The organism is Microcella humidisoli (genome assembly GCF_024362325.1).
In the GTDB taxonomy this organism is placed as follows: Bacteria; Actinomycetota; Actinomycetes; order Actinomycetales; family Microbacteriaceae; genus Microcella; species Microcella humidisoli.
Window position 1 is genome coordinate 1,405,501 of the sequence record NZ_CP101497.1, and the last position, 19,774, is coordinate 1,425,274.

The following is a 19,774-nucleotide window of genomic DNA, read 5'->3' on the forward strand; positions in this document are numbered from 1 at the left end:
TGCATCTGCAGCGCGAACTCCCCCCGGAGCGGGATTCACGAACTACTCGACACGAAAGTACGCACTGTGACGCGCACATTCAGCCCCACTCCCGCTGACGTTCAGCGCAACTGGGTCGTCATCGACGCAACCGATGTCGTCCTGGGCCGCCTCGCCAGCCACGCCGCCGTTCTCCTCCGCGGCAAGCACAAGGCCACCTTCGCCCAGCACATGGACATGGGTGACTTCGTCATCATCATCAACGCCGACAAGGTCGCCCTCACGGGCTCGAAGCTCGCGCAGAAGAAGGCCTACCGCCACTCGGGCTACCCGGGCGGCCTCACGGCCACCTCGTACTCCGAGCTGCTCGAGAAGAACCCCGAGCGCGCTGTCGAGAAGGCGATTCGCGGCATGCTGCCGAAGAACTCGCTCGGCCGCGCCCAGATGAAGAAGCTCAAGGTCTACGCGGGTGCCGAGCACCCGCACGCTGCCCAGCAGCCGACGATCTACACCCTCGACCAGGTCGCCCAGTAGCGGCCGCGAAGACGCTAAGGAACAGCATCGTGGCAGACATGACCACTAACGGCGCAGTGAACACCGAAGACATCACCCCCGAGTCGGCTCCCGAGTCGTACACGACCGAGTCGGCCGCTCCCGCCGCGTCGGCGGCGCCTCGCGCGATCCTCTCCGTCGGCGGCCAGGCCGTGGGCCGTCGCAAGCAGGCCATCGCCCGCGTGCGCATCACCCCCGGCGCCGGCACCTACAAGGTCAACGGGCGCACGCTCGAGGACTACTTCCCGAACAAGCTGCACCAGCAGCTCATCAACGACCCCTTCACGATCCTGCAGCTCGGCGGCGCCTACGACGTCACCGCGCGGATCACGGGCGGCGGCCCCTCGGGCCAGGCGGGCGCCCTGCGTCTCGCCATCGCGCGCGCGCTCAACGAGATCGACCGCGAGAACAACCGTCCCACCCTCAAGAAGGCCGGCTTCCTCACGCGCGACGCCCGCGTCATCGAGCGCAAGAAGGCCGGTCTCAAGAAGGCGCGCAAGGCCCCTCAGTACTCGAAGCGCTAGTCGTTCGAGCAGAGGACTCGCCATGGGTCGTCTCTTCGGCACGGATGGAGTCCGAGGGCTCGCCAACGGTGATCTCACCGTCGAGCTGGCCCTCGGGCTCTCCCAGGCCGCTGCCCGCGTGCTCACGACGGGTCGGCACGCGGACGAGCTGCGCGCGCAGGGCCGTCGTCCGACGGCGATCGTCGCGCGCGATCCCCGTATCTCGGGGCAGTTCCTGACCGCAGCCGTCTCGGCCGGGCTCGCGAGCTCGGGCATCGACGTGCTCGACGCCGGCGTCATCCCGACGCCCGCGGCGGCGTTCCTCGTCGGCGATATCCGCGCCGACTTCGGTGTCATGATCTCCGCCTCGCACAACCCGGCGCCCGACAACGGCATCAAGTTCTTCTCGTTCGGCGGCACCAAGCTGCCCGATGCCGTCGAAGACCGCATCGAGGCCGCGCTCGCGAGCGAGAAGCTGGCGCCGACCGGCGCGGGGGTGGGCCGCATCCGTCGCTTCGCCGACGCGGAGGACCGCTATCTGCTGCACCTGCTCGGCACCCTCGACGTCTCGCTCGCGGGACTGCACGTCGTCATCGACTGCGCGCACGGTGCCGCCGCGGGCATCTCGCCGCAGGTCTTCGCCGACGCCGGCGCGCGCGTCACGGTGATCGGCAGCGACCCCGACGGCCTCAACATCAACGAGGGCGTCGGGTCGACCCACCTCGGCCCGCTGCAGGCGGCCGTGCTCGAGCACGGCGCCGACCTCGGCATCGCCCATGACGGCGACGCCGACCGGTGCCTGGCAGTGGATGCCCAGGGCCGGGTCATCGATGGCGACCAGATCATGGCGATCCTCGCCGTCTCGCTGCAGGCCCGCGGCATGCTCGTCGACGACACGCTCGTCGCGACGGTCATGAGCAATCTGGGCCTCAAGCGCGCGATGGCCGACCACGGCATCCGTGTCATCGAGACGGGCGTGGGCGACCGGCATGTGCTCGAGGCGCTCGGCGAGCACCGCTTGAGCCTCGGCGGCGAGCAGTCGGGCCACATCATCTTCAGCGATCACGCGACGACGGGCGACGGCATTCTCACCGGCCTCCAGCTCGCGGCCGAGATGGTGCGCTCGGGGCGCACGCTCGCCGAGCTCGCCGACGTCATGACGGTGTTCCCTCAGGTGCTCATCAACGTGCGCGGCGTCGACCGCACCGCGCTCGAGGGCCACGGCATCATCGCCGCCGCGGTCGAGGCCGAGTCGGCGGCGCTCGGCGACTCGGGGCGCGTGTTGCTGCGGGCGAGCGGCACCGAGCCGATGGTGCGCGTCATGGTCGAGGCCGCCGATCAGGGCACGGCCGAGCAGGTGGCCGGGCGGCTCGCGACCCTCGTGCGCGAGCAGCTGGCGGTCTAGCGCTCGGGGACTTCGCCCCGTGTGCCGTCGAGGCCCGGGGCGACGAGCTCCACGTGCGTCATCGTCAGCATCGCGTCGTCGTGGCGCGACCACTGCACCCAGGCCTCGCTGATGGCGGTGAGCTCGTCGGGTGTGGCGTGCCCGCCGTCGATCGCACTGCGGGCGAATGCCGAGTGCAGCACCCGCTCGGCCCAGGCGCCGCCCCACCAGGCGCGATCCTCCGGTTCGCTGAACAGCCAGACGGATGCGGTGAGCGCGCTCGCTTCGAGCCCCGCCGCGACCGCCCAGGCCTTGAGGTGCCGGCCGGCGTCCGGTTCGCCGCCGTTCCCGCGGTGCACGCGCCGGTAGAGGTCGAGCCAGAGGTCGAGACCCGGCAGCAGCGGGAACCAGGTCGTGGCGCTGTAGTCGACCTCGCGTGCGGCGACGATGCCCTGCGGCCCGGCGACGCGCGCCATCTCGCGCAGCATCCCGACCGGATCGCCCACGTGCTGCAGGGTCTGGTGAGTGTGGACGATGTCGAAGGAGGCGTCGGGGAACGGCAACGCCATGGCGTCACCGACAGCGAACTGCGCCGCGGCGCCGACCTCGGCCGCGTGCCGCCGCGCCGCATCGATGGCGTCGGTCGCGGCGTCGAGGCCGACGACCCGGCCCGGGGCGAGCCGGCCGGCGAGCTCGGCAGTGATCGTGCCGGGCCCGCAACCGACGTCGAGCAGCGAGCGGCCCGCACCGAGGCGCGGTTCGAGATAGGCCGCGGAGTTGGCGATCGTGCGCCAGCGGTGCGCGGCGAGCACGCTCGCGTGGTGACCGTGGGTGTAGGTCGCCGCGGGAGGCGACTGCTCGCACTCGGCCATCAGATCTTGCGCAGCAGCACGGTCTCGACCGTGTGGTCGCTCGCCTTGCGCAGCACGAGCGAGGCGCGGGCGCGCGTGGGCAGGATGTTCTGCACCAGGTTGGGCTCGTTGATCTCGCGCCAGATCTCGCGCGACTTGAGCACGGCCTCATCGTGCGACAGCGCGGCATAGCGGTGGAAGTAGCTGCGGGGATCGGCGAAGGCCCCGCGCTGCAAGGCCAGGAAGCGCTCTTCATACCACTGCGCGATGTCGCTCGTGCGGGCATCCACGTAGATCGTGAAGTCGAAGAGGTCGCTCACGGCGAGCGAGGCACCCGGGCCGGGCGGCTGCAGCACGTTGAGACCCTCGACGATGAGGATGTCGGGCCGGCGCACGATGATCTCGGCACCGGGCACGCGGTCGTAGCTGAGGTGGCTGTACACGGGAGCGCGCACCTCGTCGGCTCCCGACTTCACGCGCGCGACGAAGCGCAGCAGCGCGCGACGGTCGTACGACTCGGGGAACCCCTTCCGGTGCAGGATGCCGCGGCGCCCGAGCTCGGACGTCGGCAGCAGGAAGCCGTCGGTCGTGACGCGCTCGACGCGCGGGGTGTCGGGCCAGCGCGAGAGCAGTTCGCGCAGCAGGCGCGCGATCGTCGACTTGCCGACCGCGACCGAGCCGGCGACGCCGATGACGAAGGGCGTGTGCGCGCCCGGCTCGCCGAGGAAGCTGCGGGTGGCCTGGTGCAGCTCGCGCGCCCCGACCGCGTAGAGGCTCAGCAGCCGGCTGAGCGGCACATAGACCTCGTCGACCTCGCGCAGATCGAGGGCGTCACCGAGGCCGCGCAGCTGCACGAGCTCGGTCTCGGTGAGGGGATGCGCGGCGGAGGGTGCGAGCGCCGCCCAGCGCCGCCGATCGATCTCGTCGAACGGCGAGGTGTCGCGTGCTGCGCCCGGATCGCTCATCGGCTCCACAGTACCCCCGGGGGCGTGGGCGAGGACGCGAGCCGTAGAATGGACCCTCATGTGCGGAATCGTGGGCTACGTCGGAACCCGGGGCAGCGTCGAGGTGCTGCTGGGCGGGCTCAAGCGGCTCGAGTACCGGGGTTACGATTCCGCCGGCGTCGCCGTCGTGGGCGATGACGGCGCCCTCGCGACGCGCAAGCGCGCGGGCAAGCTCGGCATGCTCACCGATGACCTCGCGGCTGTTCCGATCGCCGACGGCCAGACCGGCATCGGCCACACGCGCTGGGCCACGCACGGCGGGCCGACCGACGGCAACGCCCACCCGCACCTGGGCGATGGCGGGCGCCTCGCCCTCATTCACAACGGCATCATCGAGAACTTCTTCGAGCTCAAGACTGAGCTGCTCGAGCGCGGGCACGCGTTCACCTCCGAGACCGACACCGAGGTCGCGGCTCTTCTTGTCGGCGACGCCTACCGCGAGTCGGGCGACCTGACGACGGCGATGCTCGCGACCGTGCAGCGGCTCGAGGGCGCCTTCACGCTCGTCGCCGTGCACGCCGATCAGCCGCACGTCGTCGTCGGCGCTCGCCGCAACTCGCCGCTCGTGGTGGGGCTGGGCGACGGCGAGAACTTCCTCGGCTCCGATGTCGCGGCCTTCGTCGAATACACGCACCGCGCGATGGAGATCGGGCAGGACCAGGTCGTCACGATCCGCCCCGACCGCGTCGAGGTCGTCGACTTCGGCGGCGCGCCCGTGACGCCCTCGACCTTCGAGGTCGACTGGGACGCTTCGGCGGCCGAGAAGGGCGGCTGGTCGAGTTTCATGGCGAAGGAGATCAGCGAAGAGCCGGAGGCCGTCGCGAAGACGATCCTCGGCCGCGTGCACGACGGACTCGTCGATCTGCCCGAGCTCGCCGCACTCGGCGACGACGTGCTGACCGGGCTCGACCGCGTGCTCATCATCGCGTGCGGCACGGCGTACTACGCGGGCCTCGTCGGCAAGTACGCGATCGAGCAGTGGGCCCGCGTGCCCGTCGACGTCGAGCTCGCGCACGAGTTCCGCTACCGCGAGCCCGTGCTCTCGCCCCGCACGCTCGTCGTCTCGATCAGCCAGTCGGGCGAGACGATGGACACCCTGATGGCCGTGAAGTACGCGCGCGAGCAGGGCGCCCGCACGCTCTCGATCTGCAACACGCAGGGCGCGACGATCCCGCGCGAGTCCGACGCCGTCGTCTACACCCACGCGGGCCCCGAGGTCGCGGTCGCGTCGACCAAGGCATTCGTCGCCCAGATCACGGCGATCTACCTGCTCGGGCTGCAGCTCGGGCAGGTGCGGGGGGCGCTCGAGCCCGAGCGGGCGCGCGGCCTCGTCGCCGAGCTGCAGGCGGTGCCCGAGAAGCTCGCGGCCGTGCTCAACTCGGGGGAGCGCATCCGGGAGATGGCGAAGTGGATGGCCGACACGCAGTCGGTGCTGTTCCTCGGCCGGCACGTCGGCTACCCCGTCGCCCTCGAGGGGGCCCTCAAGCTCAAGGAGCTCGCCTACATCCACGCGGAGGGTTTCGCGGCAGGTGAGCTCAAGCACGGGCCGATCGCCTTGATCGAGCCCGGGCAGGTCGTCTTCGTGATCGTGCCGAGCCCGCGTGACCCGAGCTCGCTGCACGCGAAGGTCGTCTCGAACATCCAAGAGATCAGGGCCCGCGGGGCGCGCGTCATCGCCATCGCCGAAGCGGGCGACGTCGCTGTGCTGCCGCACGCCGACGAGGTCATCCGCATCCCGCTCGCCTCGCCCTTCTTCGAACCGCTGCTCGCCGTCGTGCCCCTGCACATCTTCGGCATGGAGCTCGCGGCGGCGAAGGGCCTCGACGTCGACCAGCCGCGCAACCTCGCCAAGTCGGTCACGGTCGAGTAGGCCCGGGCAGCGGGCGGAGGGCACCATGGGCCGGATCGTCGGGATCGGAGTCGACGTCGTCGACCTGGCGCGCTTCGAGCGGGCCCTCAGCCGCACCCCGCGCCTGCGCGAGCGGCTCTTCGCCGAGAACGAGCGCGACCTGCCCCTGCGCTCGCTCGCGGGGCGCTTCGCCGCGAAGGAGGCGCTCATGAAGGCGCTCGGGGCGACCGACGGTGTCGGCTGGCACGACATGCGCGTGGTACCCGACGCTGAGGGCAACCCCGATCTCGTCGTGAGCGGGCGTGCGGCCGAGATCGTGGCCGAGCGCGGCATCGGCTCGCTGCACCTCTCGATGTCACACGACGCGGGCGTCGCGATCGCCTTCGTGGTGGCCGAGTCATGACGCGGCCGTTGCGCGAGGCGCGCATCTCGGCTGAAGCGATCGGCGCGAACACCGCCACCCTGCGACGCCTCGTGCCGACGACCCACGCCATGGCGATCGTCAAGGCCGACGGCTACGGCCACGGCGCGGTGACGGCCGCGCGCGCCGCCCTCGAGGCCGGGGTCGACCACCTCGGCGTCGCCGACCTCGACGAGGCCTTCGAGCTGCGTGCCGCGGGCATCGATGCGCCCGTGCTCGCGTGGTTGCACGACCCCGAGGCCGACTTCGCCGCCGCCGCGGAGGCCGGCATCGCGCTCGGCATCAGCTCGGGCCCCCAGCTCGCACGCGCGGCGGCGAGCGGCCACCGCGCGACCGTGCACATCAAGGTCGACACGGGGCTCTCGCGCAACGGCGTGATCGAGGCCGAGTGGGGTCCGCTCGTCGAGCAGCTCGCCGCCCACGTCGCGGCGGGCGAGGTCGCGCTCGGTGGCGTGTTCAGCCACCTCTCGAACACTTCGCCCGACGACGACCGCGGGCAGGTGGTCGCCTTCGAGCGGTTCCTGGATGCGGTGCGCAGCGTCGGCCTCGACCCGGGCATCCGGCATCTCGCCGCCTCGGCCGCGGCGCTCGACCATCCGGCGGCCCGCTACGACATGGTGCGGCTCGGCATCGGGCTCTACGGCATCGCCCCGGAGCGCCACCTGCGTGGCACGCTGCCGCTCGTGCCGGCGATGCAGCTGAGCGCGCGTGTCGTCGGCCTCAAGCGCGTGCCCGCGGGCAGCGGGGTCTCGTACGGCTTCCTGCATCGCACAACCGTGCCGACGACGCTCGCGCTCGTGCCGCTCGGCTACGCCGACGGTGTTCCGCGCGCGGCGGTCGACGCCCCCGTGCGGATCGGCGACGGCGTGCACCGCGTCGTCGGCCGCATCGCGATGGACCAGGTCGTGGTCGACGTCGGCGACGCCCCCGTCGAGATCGGCGACCGCGCCGTGCTGTGGGGCGATCCGGCCGAGGGCGACCCGGGCGTCGATGAGTGGGCCGACGCCGCCGGCACGATCGCCTACGAGCTCGTCACGCGGCTCGGCCGGCGTGTGCACCGAACGGGGGCATGAGCGCATGTCGGTCTCGCTGACGATCGCCGACCCCGACGCGATGGAGCGCTTGGGCGCCCTGCTCGCCGAGCAGCTCGGGGCGGGCGACGTGCTGCTGCTCACGGGAGAGCTCGGTGCGGGCAAGACGACGCTCACGCGCGGCCTCGGTGCCGCGCTCGGCGTGCGGGGTGCCGTGACGAGCCCCACGTTCGTGCTCGCGCGCACGCATCCGCGCCCGGATGCACCGCCGCTCGTGCACGTCGACGCCTACCGATTGCGCGACGCCGCCGAGCTCGACGACCTCGATCTCGACTTCGCGGGGTCGATCGTCGTCGTCGAGTGGGGCGCCGGGCTGCTCGAGCACCTGGTCGACGAGTGGCTCGCCGTGACGATCGAGCGGCCGTCGGGCGCGGGCGAGGGCACGGCCGCGACGACCGATGACGATTCCGCACCGGACCCCGACGCCGCGCCGATCGAACCCCGCACGGTCACGATCACGGGCGTCGGCGCGCGCTGGGCCGACCTAGGCTGGCTGCATGCTGCTCGCGATTGACACCTCCGCGGGCACCGCGGTCGCGGTCGTCGCCGACGACGGGCGCGTGCTCGCTGAGCGGTCCACCCCCGACACCCGGCGGCACGCCGAGATCATCGGCCCGTTCCTCGACGCCGTGCTGCATGCCGAGGGCGTCTCGGCCGCGGCGCTCACCGGGGTCGTCACGGGCATCGGCCCCGGGCCGTACACGGGCCTGCGCGTCGGCATCGCGGCGGCGCGCGCGGTCGCGTTCGCGCGCGGCATCCCGCTGCTGCCGGTGCCGAGCCACGATGCCGTCGCCCTCGCGCTCGTCGAGGGCGGCGTGGCCGCGGGGCGCTTCTCGGTGGTGACGGATGCCCGCCGCCGCGAGGTCGCCGTCACGACCTACGCGGCCGCCCTGCCCCTGCCGACGGTCGTGGCGCCCGCGCACCTCGTCGCCCGCATCGAGTGGATGCCAGAGGAGGGGGTCGCCGCCCACGAGGTCGTCGAGATCCCCGCTGCCCCGCTCGCGCACGTCGCCCTCGCGCGGCTCGCCGCGGGGCTGCCGTTCGCGGCACCCCAGCCGCTCTACCTGCGCGCGCCCGACGTGACGCTCTCGAGCCCGAAGCGGGTGAGCTGATGCAGGCCGATCAGGTGCAGCTGCGCGACGCCGACCTCGACGATCTCGACGCGATCATGGCGCTCGAGATCGCGACCTTCCCCTCCGACGCCTGGAGCCGCGAGATGATGGCCGCTGAGCTCGCCGCCCCGCACACGCGCTATCTCGTGGCGCTGGTCGGCGAGGCGATCGTCGGCTACGCGGGGCTCAGCGCCCCGGTCGGCGCGACGCAGGCCGACATTCAGACCATCGCCGTCGACGGGCAGCACCGGCGGCTCGGCATCGGAGCGCTGCTCGTGGCCCGCCTGCTCGACGAGGCGCGCGTGCGTCGCGTCGACGACGTGCTGCTCGAGGTGCGCGCCGACAACCCGGGCGCCCAGCGACTGTACGAACGGCACGGCTTCGCACCGATCGCCGTGCGGCCCCGCTACTACCAACCCGACGACGTCGACGCGATCGTCATGCGCTGGGAGGCGGGATCGTGAGCGCGCAGCCACTGGTCCTGGGCATCGAGACGAGCTGCGACGAGACGGGCATCGGCATCGTTCGCGGAACGACCCTGCTCGCCAACGTCATCTCGTCGTCGATGGAGGAGCACGCGCGCTTCGGGGGTGTCGTGCCCGAGGTGGCGGCGCGCGCCCACCTCGAGGCTCTCGAGCCCGCCCTGCGGCAAGCGCTCGACACGGCCGGCGTCACGCTCGACGAGCTCGACGCGATCGCCGTGACGAGCGGCCCCGGCTTGAGCGGAGCGCTCATGGTCGGGGTCGGTGCCGCGAAGGCGCTCGCCGTCGCGCTCGACAAACCCTTCTACGCCGTCAACCACCTCGTCGGCCACGTCGGCGCCGACGTGCTGCGCACCGAGGGCGAGACGCAGATCGAGCTGCCCACGATCGCCCTGCTCGTCTCGGGCGGCCACACCTCGCTGCTGCACGTGCGCGACCTCACGAGCGACGTCGAGTTGCTCGGCGAGACCATCGACGACGCGGCGGGCGAGGCCTTCGACAAGGTCGCGCGCCTGCTCGGCCTGCCCTACCCGGGCGGTCCGCACATCGACCGTGTCGCGGCCGAGGGCGACCCCGCCGCCGTCCGGTTCCCGCGCGGGCTCACGCTGCCGAAAGACCTCGAGCGGCACCGCTACGACTTCTCGTTCTCGGGCCTCAAGACCGCGGTCGCGCGGCATGTCGAGAAGCTGCGGGATGCGGGGCTCGAGGTGCCCGTCGCCGACATCGCCGCCTCGTTCCGCGAGGCCGTCGCCGACGTGCTCACGGCGAAGGCGATCGCGGCCTGCACCGACCTCGGTGTGCCGCGCCTGCTGCTCGGAGGGGGCGTCGCCGCGAACGCGCGGGTGCGGGGCCTGGCCGCCGAGCGGGCCGCCGCGGCCGGGGTCGAGCTCCGCATCCCGCCCCTGTCGCTCTGCACCGACAACGGGGCGATGATCGCCGCGCTCGCCGCGCAACTCATCGCCGCGGGCCACGCGCCCTCGGCGCTCGACGTGAGCGCCGATTCGACCCTGCCCGTGACGCTCATCCAGGCGTGAGCGCACCGTGACGGCGCGCGTCGTGGCGCGTTGACACCCCCTCACCACACTGTCAGCATGGTCGTGCCCGTTCGGGCCGCATCGTCCACCATCCAGGAGAGCCTTCATGTCTGACGTCACCCCGCCGCCGCCCGCCCAGCCCGCTCCGACCCCGTACGCTTCCGCGCCCACCGGTGCGAAGACGAACACCCTCGCGATCGTCTCGCTCGTGCTCGCCTTCTTCATCTCGCTCGGTGCTGTGATCTGCGGGCACATCGCCCTCAGCCAGATCAAGAAGACGGGCGAGAACGGCCGCGGCCTCGCGATCGCCGGTCTCGTGCTCGGCTACCTCGGTCTCGTCGCCGGTCTGATCGGCACGATCCTCTGGATCAGCTTCTTCGCGATCGCCGCGGGCAGCGGGAGCTTCTCGTACTAGCCGCCTGAGCGGATTCGAGGCTCGCACCGAGGTGAACCCTCGGTGCGAGCCTCTATCATGTGCGGAGCACGCCCGAACCCCGAGCCGAACGGCACGATACCCATGACCGCACCCGCCACCCGCACGACCAATCGCCTCGCACCGGTCGCCCTCATCCTCGCGATCCTCGTCCCGATCGCGGGCGCCGTGCTCGGGCACATCACGCTGCGCCAGATCGCGCAGACCGGCGAGGCCGGTCGGGGGCTGGCGCTCGCCGCGACGATCATCGGCTGGGTGGGCACCGTCGCCTGGTTCGCCTTCTGGGGTGTGTTCCTCACCATGCTCGGAGCCATGGCGTTCTGACGCCGACCCTGACCACCCTGATCGACCGCACGCCGAAGGAGAGCCCCGTGGCTGATTCGACCGTTCCCCCGCCCCCGCCGCCGGCCCCCGGTCAAGGCGGGGCGGATGCTCCGCTTCCCTCCGTCGCCGCTGCGAGCGCCGCGGCCCCGAAGACAGCGCCCGCAGCCAAGAAGCCGGCCGCGGCGACGACGAAGCCTGCCGCTGTGAAGGCGCCTGCGGCAGCCAAGGCTCCTGCGGCAGCCAAGGCTCCTGACGCAGCGAAGGCTCCTGCGGCTGCGAAGGCGCCTGCCGCGGCGAAGGCTCCTGCGGCGACGAAGGCTCCTGCGGCGACGAAGGCGCCCGCTGCCGCGTCCGCCGCGGCACCTGCTGCCGCGACCGCTGCCCTGCCGGTTCCGCCTCCGGCACCGGAGGCCGCCGAGCCCGCTCGCCCGAACCCGTACGCCCCGGCCGCAACGGCTGCCCCCGCGGCTCCGATCGTCGGCGCGCCGACCCCCTACACCGCGCTGCCGACGGCGCCCTCGTCGACGCTGAGCGTGCTCGCCCTCGTTTTCGGCATCATGGGCCTCGTGCTGTCGTTCTTCTTCTTCGGGCTGCTGCCGGCCATCGCGGGTGTCGTCCTCGGCCACCTCGCGCTCAAGCGCGAACCGCACGCGCGCGGCATGGCGATCGCGGGTCTCGCGACGGGCTACGCCGGGCTCGGCCTCGGACTGCTGTGGGTGCTGCTGATCGTCGTCTTCACGCTGCTGCCGCTGCTGTTCATCGGGGCGGTCGGCTTCGGCGGCTGACGGCTCGATCGCGCGGCGAGGGGCTCAGTCGCAGCGCTCGGCGATGAGCGCCACGCGCTCGCCCGCTGATCGCGTGAGCACGAGCACCGCCGACTCGGCGCCGCGGAGGGCGAGCTTCGGGCGCAGCGCCGCGGGATCGATGTCGACTCCGCGCTTCTTGATCTCGAGCACGCCGATGCCGCGCGACGCGAGGGCACGCTTGATCCGTGCGGTGTCGAGCGGCAGTCGTTCGAGCACGCGGAACCCGCGCGCGAAGGGGGTCGCGGTCGGCCGGTCGGCCGTGAGATAGGCGATCGTCGGGTCGAGCATCCGACCCCCCATCGAGCGCGCGAGGTCGCCGATGAGGCGCGCGCGAATGACGGCGCCGTCGGGCTCGTAGAGGTACTCGCCGAGCGGGCCGGGCTCGACGTCGTCGCTGTCGGCGGCAGCGCGCAGCTCGGCGGGCAGTTCATCGCCGCGCAGCACGAGCGCTGCTCGTCCGACGCCGGGGCGGGCCAACGCGCCGCTCCACAGCACGAGCTCGACGACCTCGCCGTCGACCGAGATCCACTGCGCCTCGAGGCCCTCGGGCAGCAGCGCGCGGTCCATTCCCGGCGCGAGCTTGATGCCCCCTGGTCGCTGCCGCGCGATCGCGAGGGCCTGCGTGAGGCTCGGCGACCAGTCGTCGGGCGACGACAGGCGCGATGCCCCCTCGCGGCGCGCGGGGTCGAGCCATACCGCATCGACCGCGTCGAGAGGCTGCTCGAGCGCGTCGCCGTGCGCGACCTGCGCGGTCGGGAAGGGCACGAGGTTGTAGGCGGCGATCGCGGCCGTCGCCTCATCGCGCTCGACGGCCGTGACGCGCAGGTCGAGCGACGCCATCGCCATGGCGTCGCCGCCGATGCCGCACCCGAGGTCGGCGACGCGCGTGAGGCCCGCGGCGGCGAAGCGGCCCGCGTGCACGGCGGCGACGCGCAAGCGGCTCGCCTGCTCGAGCCCCTCCTGGGTGAAGAGCATGCGCTGCGCGAAGGGACCGAACTTCGCCTCGGCCTTGCGCCGCAGCCGGTACTGGGTCAGCACGGCGGCGACGAGAGCGGGGGGATGCCCGGCCTTGCGTAACCGCGAGACGAGCGCCACGGCATCGCTGACCGCGCCGCTCGGCTCGAGCTCGTCGAGCAGCCGCAGCGCCTCGGGCGTCAGCAGTTCACGCAGCTCGGCGACATCCATGCCCCGATCCTCCCACCCCGCCGCCATTCGGTGTCGTTGGCACTCGGATTGCGTGAGTGCTAACCGCTTCGGTACAGTTGCTCTGGCACTCGCACGTCGAGTGTGCCAACCCCCTCATCGTCGTAAGAAAGAAGAGGTCAACCGTGTCGGTCAGCATCAAGCCGCTCGAGGATCGCATCGTCATCAAGCAGGTCGAGGCGGAGCAGACCACCGCCTCGGGTCTCGTCATCCCCGACACCGCCAAGGAGAAGCCCCAGGAGGGCGAAGTCGTCGCCGTCGGCCCCGGCCGCATCGACGACAACGGCAACCGTGTTCCGCTCGACGTCGCCGTCGGCGACCGCGTGCTGTACTCGAAGTACGGCGGCACCGAGGTGAAGTACGGCGGCGAGGAGTTCCTCGTGCTGTCGGCTCGCGACGTGCTCGCGGTGGTCGTGCGCTAGGCGCATCCTCACCCGCATCCGAACCCCCGGTCCGCCTCGCGCGGTCGGGGGTTCGTGCTGTCCGGGGGCCGCGCGGCGAGCTCCCGCGCCCGGGATACAGTGACACCGTGCCCGACTCGCGCCTGTCCTCCCGCGGTCTCGCGCTCGCGATCAGCGCCTACGGGCTCTGGGGCTTCCTGCCCCTCTACTTCCTGCTGCTCGACCCGAGCACACCCGTCGAGATCGTGGCCTGGCGCATCGTGCTCTCGCTCGTGTTCTGCGTGCTGCTGCTCGCCGTGACGCGCGCGTTCGCGCCCTTCGTCGCGCTACTGCGCGACCGGCGCATCATGGGGCTGAGCCTGCTGGCCGGCATCCTCATCGCCATCAACTGGATCGTCTACGTCTACGGCTCGACCAACGGGTTCGTCGTCGAGGCGGCACTCGGCTACTTCATCAACCCCATCGTCTCGATCGCCCTCGGCGTCGTGTTCCTGCGCGAGCGGCTGCGCGTCGGGCAGTGGGTCGCCGTCGGCATCAGCGTGCTCGCCGTGCTCGTGCTCGCGATCGGCTACGGGCAGCCGCCGTGGATCTCGCTCGCCCTCGCGTTCTCGTTCGGCTTCTACGGCTACATCAAGAACCGCATGGGCGGGCAGGTCTCCGCCGTCGCGGGGCTCACCCTCGAGACGGCGTGGCTCGTTCCGGTCGCGATCGTCGCCCTGGTCGCGGTGCAGCTGACGAGCGGCATCACGCTCGGCACCTCGGGGCTCGGCCACGCCGTGCTGCTCTCGCTCGCGGGCATCATCACGGCGGTGCCGCTGCTGCTCTTCGCGGGGGCCACGCGCCGGCTGCCGCTGAGCGTCATGGGATTCATCCAGTACTTCGCCCCCCTGCTGCAGTTCATCTTCGGTGTCGCCGTGCTGCTCGAGCCCATGCCGCTCGAGCGCTGGATCGGCTTCGCGCTCGTCTGGCTCGCGCTCGTGGTGCTCTCGGTCGAGGCCGTCGTGCAGCGTCGCCGCGCCACGCGCGAGCGCCGCGCCCTGCCGCTCGAGACCGGACCGGTCGAGACGGTCTGACCCCGCTCAGCCCAGCTCGGAGAGCGCGGCGTCGAACTCGGTGATGAACCGCTCGGCGTCGGCGCGCGAGAACGGCAGCGGCGGGCGCAGCTTGAGGGCGGCATTGTCGCGCCCCGAGGCGCTGATCAGGATGCGGCGCTCGCGCAGCGCGCCCACGAGGTTCACCGCAGCGGGGGAGTCGGGGTCGCCCGTGGCGGGGTCGACGATGTCGACCCCGAGGTAGAGCCCGCTGCCGCGCACGCCGCGCAGCCGGTCGTGGCGTGTGGCCAGCTCGTCGAGCATGCCCCGCAGCTCGGTGCCGACGACCGCGGCATGCTCGGGAAGGCGATCCTCGTGCAGCACGTCCCACGTGGCCCGCGCCGCGGCGACCGCGACGGGCGTGCCCGCGAAGGTGTTGAAGTAGCGCACGCGCTCGCCGAAGGCCTGCATGAGCGCGCGGCGCGCGACGAGGCCGGCGACGGGCTGCCCGTTGGCCATGGGCTTGCCGATCGTCACGAGGTCGGGCTCGAGGCCGTGGCGGGGGAACCCCCAGAGGCTCGCCGCGCCGTCGCCCGAGCCGGGCCCGCCGATGCCGAGCCGTCCGAAGCCGGGCTGCACCTCGTCGGCGATGACGAGCCCGCCGGCGTCGTGCACGAGGCGCTGCACGGCGACGAGCGCCGCGCGGGTGCCTGGCGAGGGCGGGATGAAGCCGTCGCTCGCGAAGGCCGTGTCGACGATGAGCGCGGCCACCCCGTGTCCGGCGGCCTGCAGCTCGGCGATCGCGGCGCGGGCATCCCGCAGCATCGCCGTGCCGTCGCCGACCGGGGGCCGCACGGGGCGCACCCAGTCGGCGAGCGAGTCGGCGCCGCCGAGCGAGGGCGAGATCGCCGCGATCTCGGTCGTCACCCCGTGGTAGGCGTTCTCGGTGACGATGACGCCGCGGTGGCCCGTCGCGTGCGTCGCGACGCGCAGGGCGAGGTCGTTGGCCTCGGACCCCGTGCAGACGAGCGTGAGGGTGTCGAGCGCGGCGGGGAACGAGCCGAGCAGCAGCTCGGCGTAGTCGATGAGGCCCTCGTGCAGGTAGCGCGTGTGGGTGTTGAGCAGGGCTGACTGCTCGGCGATCGCGGCCGTCACCCGGGGGTGGGCGTGGCCGACCGAGGGCACGTTGTTGTAGACGTCGAGGTACTCGTCGCCGTCGCGCGTGTAGAGCTTCGTGCCGCTGCCGCGCACGAACTCGACGGGGTGCGCGTAGAACAGGCGGTAGCCGGGCGACAGCACGGCCTCGCGCCGGTCGACGAGGGCGCGCGTGCGCTCGTCGAGGCTCGCGCGGTGCTCGGGCCGGTAGTACGTGGCGGGGCCGATCATTCGCTCGCTCCGATCGTGCTCGGGATGCTCGCGCCGAGCTCGCGCAGATCGCGGGCGATGGCGCTCAGGTTGCGGCTCGCGTACGCCGCGGCCGCCGGGTTCGCGGCGGCGATCGCAGAATTCAGGATGCCGCGCTGGGCCAGGCGCAGCAGCACGAGCTCGGGCAGCAGCGCGTGCTCCTCGTCGGTGAGCGGCTGCTCGGCCTCGTAGCCGGCGACGTAGGCGCGCGCGGCGGCCCAGGGGTCACTCGTCGCGCTGACGCGGCCGCGCGCGTACGAGGCGGCGACCGCGAGGTCGGCGACCCGTGGCGTGCGGGTCATGTCGCCGAAGTCGAGCACGCCCGTCACCGCGAAGGGCTCGGGCTGCACGAGCACGTTGTCGCCGTGCAGATCGTTGTGGGCGAGCGGTGCGGGTAGGGCGGCGGCGCGCGGCAGCACCGACCGCCCGACGCGGTCGATCACGCGCGCGGCCTCGTCGCGCAGCTCGGGCTGCGCGATGCCGTCGACGTGCGGGCCGTAGTGCTCGAGGTGCAGCAGATTCCACGGCGTCGCCGCTCCGTGCAGTGCGGGCTCGGCGTCGCCGATCGCGGCGATCGCGGCTGCGAGCCGGGCGTGCAGGGCCCCGAGCGCGCGCAGGGCGCTGAGCGGCCGCGGCGCGGCGCCGAGCGTCTCGCCCTCGAGGTGGGTCAGCACACGCAGCAGCCGGGCGTCGCCCGCATCGTCGTCGACGGCCACGCTGCGGGCGCCGTCGCGGGCGAGCACGATGCGCGGCACGGGCAGGCCGGGGTGCTCGCGCTCGAGGGCCGCGAGCACCATGAGCTGCCCCTCGATCGTCGCCGCCGTGTCGAGGGGGTGCGCGAACTTCGCCACGACGGTGCCGCGATCGGTCCGCACTCGGAAGGTGTCGTCGCGCTCGGTAGCGAGCCGCGCGATCGATCGCACGGCGAGGCCGTGCGTGCGGCCGATGAGCTCGGCGGCCATGGCTTCGTCGATGGGCGCGAACGCGGCAGTCAGTTGCAAGGGTGACGGCGCGGGCACGTCGTCAGCCTATTCCGCTCGGAGTAGGGTGCCCGGTAACCCCTGGTCTCGAGAAGGAGCGCCCCGATGTCTCGACTCGCCCTCGTCGCCGTGGGCGTCGCCGCCGCTGTCGTGCTCGCCGGATGCGCGGCGCCGCGCCCGCTGCCGACCCCGACCCCGACTCCGAGCGAGACGGTCGGCCCGACCGGCGACGGCGTGCTGCGCATCGGCACGCTGTTCCCCATGTCGGGAGATGTCTCGTTCATCGGCCCCGCCATGGTGGCGGCGGTCGAGATCGCCGTGCGCGACATCAACGCGGCCGGCGGGGTGCTCGGCGAACCCGTCGAGGTGTTCTATCGCAACTCGGGCGCGTCCTCCGACGATCGACTCGAGACGGCCTTCGCCGAGCTCGTCGAGCGCGAGGTCGACGTCGTCATCGGCCCGGCCAGCTCGGCGCTCGCCGAGCGCCTCATCCCGCTCGCCGAGGCGGCCGACGTCACCGTCATCTCACCCGCCGCCACCTACCCGACGGTTCGCTCGGCCGCGCCGCAGGGCGTGTTCTTCCGCACGATCCCGGCCTATGACCAGCAGGCCACCGCGATCGTGCGGGCCGTTGCCGATGACGGCGGGCAGTCGGTCGCGCTCATCACGACGGGGGATGCGCTGGGCTTCTCGTTCGAGCTCGCCGTGCGGGCGGCTCTCGAGCAGGAGGGCATGCGGCTCTCGTCGATCGAGCAGCTCGACGCGGCCACGAACGTCGACCGGCTCGCGTTCAGCGTGACGGGCGGCGAGCCCGATGCGGTCATCCTGGCGACGGGAACGCCGCTCGCCGAGCAGAACGCAGCCGTGCTCGCGGCGCTCATCGAGCGGGGCGCCGCCCCCGAGCAGCTGTGGCTCACGGCGCAGAACCTCGCCGACTACTCCGAGTCGGTCGAGGCCGGGCTGCTCGAGGGCGTCTCGGGTGTGCTCGAGGGCGCCGACGCGAGCGAGCAGTTCATCACGCGGCTGCGGCAGTCCGACCCCTTCCTGCGCACCTTTCGCTACGCCCCCGAGACCTACGACGCGGTCGTGCTCGCCGCCCTCGCGGCCGCGGTGGCCGACGACGACGGCGGGCTCTCGATCGCCCGCACCCTCACCCTGGCGGCGGGTGACGGCGTGCCCTGCGCGAGCTTCGGCGAGTGCATCGAGGTGCTGTCGACCGAGCCGGCGATCGACTACGAGGGCCTCTCCGGTCCGCTCACGCTCGACGAGGCCGGCGACGTCGTGGAGGGCGACCTCGGGCTCTACCGCTACACGGCCGAGAACGTCGCCGAGCGCGTCGGGGTCCTCCCGATCGTCGCGCGCTGACGACGGAATCCGTCGCTCTCACCCGCGCGAGACGAAAGAATTCGTCGGGAAAATCCCGTCCGACCTCCATTTCGTGGTGTTACAGGGATGTAACCCGAATGTGTTGTGAATGAAGTCTGATCACCGTACGGTGACTAAGCGGCCACCTTTGTGGTTCCGCATCCTGAACACATTCGAAACCCAAGGAGCAACATGGGCGTTTTCACCACGGCTTCGAGCCGTCGCTCGCGTTCTCTCACGTCGGTCCTGAGCGGCATTGCCGTTCTGGGCGCCAGCGCGCTCGTCCTGAGCGCCTGCGCACCGACCGAGAGCGCGGAGCCGAACGGTCCTGCAGAAGACCTCACCCTCAAGATCGGCACCATTCTCCCGCAGAGTGGTGAGCTCGCGTTCCTCGGCCCGCCCGAGGAGGCGGGTGTTGCTCTCGCTGTGCAGGAGATCAACGAGGCCGACCTCGGCATCACCGTCGAGGCCATCTACCGCGACTCGGGTGACACCACGACCGACACCGCCACCGTCTCGGTGACCGACCTGCTCTCGCAGGACGTCTCGGCCATCGTCGGTGCCGCGTCGTCGGGCGTCTCGCTCACCGTGATCGACCAGATCGTGGCCGCCGGCGTCGTGCAGTTCTCGCCCGCGAACACGTCGCCCGCGTTTACGACGTACGACGACGACAACCTCTACTGGCGCACCGCCCCCAGCGACCTGCTGCAGGGCGAGGTGCTCGGCAACCTGATCGCTGAGGATGGCGCGGCCACGCTCGGCCTGCTCGTGCTCAACGACGCCTACGGCACCGGCCTTGCCGAGGCCGTGAGTGCGACCTTCGAGGCCGCGGGTGGCGAGGTCGTCGCTGAGGAGCTGTTCAACGAGGGTGACACGAGCTTCGATGCTCAGATCTCCGCGCTGACCGCAGCCGCTCCCGACGCGATCGCCGTCATCACCTTCGCGCAGGCGCGCGTTGTGGTGCCGTCGCTCGTCGGTGCGGGCTACCCGGGCAACCAGCTCTACTTCGTCGACGGCAACCTCGCCAACTACAGCGAGGACTTCGAGCCGGGTCTCGTCGAGGGCGCCAAGGGCACCCTGCCGGGTCTCGACATTTCGACCCTGGGCAACTTCCAGGACCGTCTGCTCGAGGTTGACGCCGATCTGGCTGACTTCAGCTACGCGGCCGAGTCGTACGACGCCGTCATCCTGCTCGCGCTCGCCGCTCTCGCGGCCGGCTCGACCGAGGGTGCCGACATCGCGGCCCAGCTGCAGGAGGTCTCCGGTGGTTCGGGCGATGGCGAGAAGGCGACCGACTTCGCGTCGGCCGCGGCCATCATCCTCGACGGTGGCGTTGTCGACTACGACGGACCCTCGGGCCCGATCACGTTCGACGAGAACGGTGACCCCACCGAGGCGACGATCGGCATCTACCAGTACCTCGCCGACAACACCTACGAGCGCATCAACTAGCTCCGGCTAGCGCGACTGGGAAGGGCCCCGACCTCGGTCGGGGCCCTTCTTCGTGCGCCGACAGCGCGGGCATCGCATCCGGAGCCGTCGACGACCGTGAGCGACCAGCGCGA

Annotated in this window: 22 protein-coding genes; 17 read left to right on the forward strand and 5 right to left on the reverse strand. The window is 72.1% G+C overall.

Annotated elements, in window-relative coordinates; all coding sequences use genetic code 11:
* Nucleotides 1-66: 66 nt before the first annotated feature.
* Genes rplM through glmM form a run of 3 tightly spaced genes read left to right on the forward strand, consistent with a single transcriptional unit; the run spans nt 67 to nt 2,439 of the window.
* Nucleotides 67-513, forward strand: coding sequence for a 50S ribosomal protein L13 (rplM, locus tag NNL39_RS06760; protein ID WP_255158241.1), 447 nt, complete (start codon nt 67-69; stop codon nt 511-513).
* A gap of 38 nt (nt 514-551) precedes the next feature.
* Nucleotides 552-1,055: a 30S ribosomal protein S9 gene (gene rpsI, locus NNL39_RS06765; RefSeq protein WP_255160903.1), complete on the forward strand. Its 504-nt coding sequence runs from the start codon at nt 552-554 to the stop codon at nt 1,053-1,055.
* 22 nt (nt 1,056-1,077) lie between these two features.
* On the forward strand, nt 1,078-2,439 hold the full coding sequence (glmM, locus tag NNL39_RS06770; RefSeq protein WP_255158243.1) for a phosphoglucosamine mutase: 1,362 nt from the start codon (nt 1,078-1,080) through the stop codon (nt 2,437-2,439).
* Here glmM and NNL39_RS06775 read toward each other — a convergent pair.
* Together NNL39_RS06775 and coaA are read right to left on the reverse strand one after the other, a co-directional pair.
* A complete protein-coding gene (locus NNL39_RS06775; RefSeq protein ID WP_255158245.1) occupies nt 2,436-3,290 on the reverse strand; it encodes a class I SAM-dependent methyltransferase in 855 nt (284 codons plus the stop codon). The genes glmM and NNL39_RS06775 overlap by 4 nt on opposite strands.
* The gene (gene coaA / locus NNL39_RS06780; RefSeq protein WP_255158248.1) at nt 3,290-4,234 is read right to left on the reverse strand and encodes a type I pantothenate kinase; all 945 of its coding nucleotides are present in this window, start codon (nt 4,232-4,234) and stop codon (nt 3,290-3,292) included. The genes NNL39_RS06775 and coaA overlap by 1 nt, the downstream gene beginning before the upstream one ends.
* Before the next feature lie 58 nt (nt 4,235-4,292).
* Between coaA and glmS the strand changes: the two genes are divergently transcribed.
* The 10 genes from glmS (at nt 4,293) to NNL39_RS06830 (ending at nt 11,804) form a co-directional block, all read left to right on the forward strand.
* Nucleotides 4,293-6,143, forward strand: a complete 1,851-nt coding sequence (gene glmS, locus NNL39_RS06785) for a glutamine--fructose-6-phosphate transaminase (isomerizing) (protein WP_255158250.1) — start codon at nt 4,293-4,295, stop codon at nt 6,141-6,143.
* A 25-nt stretch (nt 6,144-6,168) separates the two neighbouring features.
* Entirely contained in the window at nt 6,169-6,525 is a 357-nt protein-coding gene (locus tag NNL39_RS06790; RefSeq protein WP_255158253.1) for a holo-ACP synthase, read from the forward strand.
* A complete protein-coding gene (gene alr, locus NNL39_RS06795) occupies nt 6,522-7,616 on the forward strand; it encodes an alanine racemase (RefSeq protein WP_255158255.1) in 1,095 nt (364 codons plus the stop codon). The genes NNL39_RS06790 and alr overlap by 4 nt, the downstream gene beginning before the upstream one ends.
* A gap of 4 nt (nt 7,617-7,620) precedes the next feature.
* Complete coding sequence (gene tsaE, locus NNL39_RS06800; protein WP_255158256.1) at nt 7,621-8,148, forward strand: tRNA (adenosine(37)-N6)-threonylcarbamoyltransferase complex ATPase subunit type 1 TsaE; 528 nt, start codon at nt 7,621-7,623, stop codon at nt 8,146-8,148.
* Nucleotides 8,132-8,746 carry a tRNA (adenosine(37)-N6)-threonylcarbamoyltransferase complex dimerization subunit type 1 TsaB gene (gene tsaB / locus NNL39_RS06805; RefSeq protein ID WP_255158258.1) on the forward strand — a complete coding sequence of 205 codons (615 nt, stop codon included), beginning with the start codon at nt 8,132-8,134 and terminating at the stop codon, nt 8,744-8,746. The genes tsaE and tsaB overlap by 17 nt, the downstream gene beginning before the upstream one ends.
* Nucleotides 8,746-9,210, forward strand: coding sequence for a ribosomal protein S18-alanine N-acetyltransferase (rimI, locus tag NNL39_RS06810; RefSeq protein WP_255158260.1), 465 nt, complete (start codon nt 8,746-8,748; stop codon nt 9,208-9,210). The genes tsaB and rimI overlap by 1 nt, the downstream gene beginning before the upstream one ends.
* Complete coding sequence (gene tsaD / locus NNL39_RS06815) at nt 9,204-10,262, forward strand: tRNA (adenosine(37)-N6)-threonylcarbamoyltransferase complex transferase subunit TsaD (protein WP_255160904.1); 1,059 nt, start codon at nt 9,204-9,206, stop codon at nt 10,260-10,262. The genes rimI and tsaD overlap by 7 nt, the downstream gene beginning before the upstream one ends.
* Nucleotides 10,263-10,368: 106 nt before the next feature.
* Entirely contained in the window at nt 10,369-10,677 is a 309-nt protein-coding gene (locus NNL39_RS06820) for a DUF4190 domain-containing protein (RefSeq protein ID WP_255158262.1), read from the forward strand.
* A gap of 102 nt (nt 10,678-10,779) precedes the next feature.
* Nucleotides 10,780-11,019: a DUF4190 domain-containing protein gene (locus NNL39_RS06825; protein ID WP_255158264.1), complete on the forward strand. Its 240-nt coding sequence runs from the start codon at nt 10,780-10,782 to the stop codon at nt 11,017-11,019.
* A gap of 47 nt (nt 11,020-11,066) precedes the next feature.
* Nucleotides 11,067-11,804 carry a DUF4190 domain-containing protein gene (locus tag NNL39_RS06830; RefSeq protein WP_255158266.1) on the forward strand — a complete coding sequence of 246 codons (738 nt, stop codon included), beginning with the start codon at nt 11,067-11,069 and terminating at the stop codon, nt 11,802-11,804.
* Nucleotides 11,805-11,828: 24 nt separating this feature from the next.
* Here NNL39_RS06830 and NNL39_RS06835 read toward each other — a convergent pair whose 3' ends face one another.
* Nucleotides 11,829-13,010, reverse strand: coding sequence for a class I SAM-dependent methyltransferase (locus NNL39_RS06835; protein ID WP_255158268.1), 1,182 nt, complete (start codon nt 13,008-13,010; stop codon nt 11,829-11,831).
* Nucleotides 13,011-13,153: 143 nt separating this feature from the next.
* Here NNL39_RS06835 and groES point away from each other — a divergent pair, with 143 nt between their 5' ends.
* On the forward strand, nt 13,154-13,450 hold the full coding sequence (groES, locus tag NNL39_RS06840; protein WP_153982817.1) for a co-chaperone GroES: 297 nt from the start codon (nt 13,154-13,156) through the stop codon (nt 13,448-13,450).
* Between the two features lie 107 nt (nt 13,451-13,557).
* On the forward strand, nt 13,558-14,502 hold the full coding sequence (rarD, locus tag NNL39_RS06845) for an EamA family transporter RarD (protein ID WP_255158270.1): 945 nt from the start codon (nt 13,558-13,560) through the stop codon (nt 14,500-14,502).
* 6 nt (nt 14,503-14,508) lie between these two features.
* Here the strand turns inward: rarD and NNL39_RS06850 are convergent, their stop codons facing one another.
* Both NNL39_RS06850 and NNL39_RS06855 read right to left on the reverse strand, forming a co-directional pair.
* Nucleotides 14,509-15,846 (reverse strand): aspartate aminotransferase family protein, encoded by a 1,338-nt coding sequence (locus tag NNL39_RS06850; protein ID WP_255158271.1) that lies wholly within the window; start codon nt 15,844-15,846, stop codon nt 14,509-14,511.
* Nucleotides 15,843-16,883 (reverse strand): phosphotransferase, encoded by a 1,041-nt coding sequence (locus tag NNL39_RS06855; protein ID WP_255158273.1) that lies wholly within the window; start codon nt 16,881-16,883, stop codon nt 15,843-15,845. The genes NNL39_RS06850 and NNL39_RS06855 overlap by 4 nt, the downstream gene beginning before the upstream one ends.
* 66 nt (nt 16,884-16,949) lie before the next feature.
* Here NNL39_RS06855 and NNL39_RS06860 point away from each other — a divergent pair, with 66 nt between their 5' ends.
* A complete protein-coding gene (locus tag NNL39_RS06860; protein ID WP_255158276.1) occupies nt 16,950-18,209 on the forward strand; it encodes an ABC transporter substrate-binding protein in 1,260 nt (419 codons plus the stop codon).
* A gap of 192 nt (nt 18,210-18,401) precedes the next feature.
* Entirely contained in the window at nt 18,402-19,661 is a 1,260-nt protein-coding gene (locus NNL39_RS06865; protein ID WP_255158278.1) for an ABC transporter substrate-binding protein, read from the forward strand.
* The last annotated feature ends 113 nt before the right edge of the window (nt 19,662-19,774 follow it).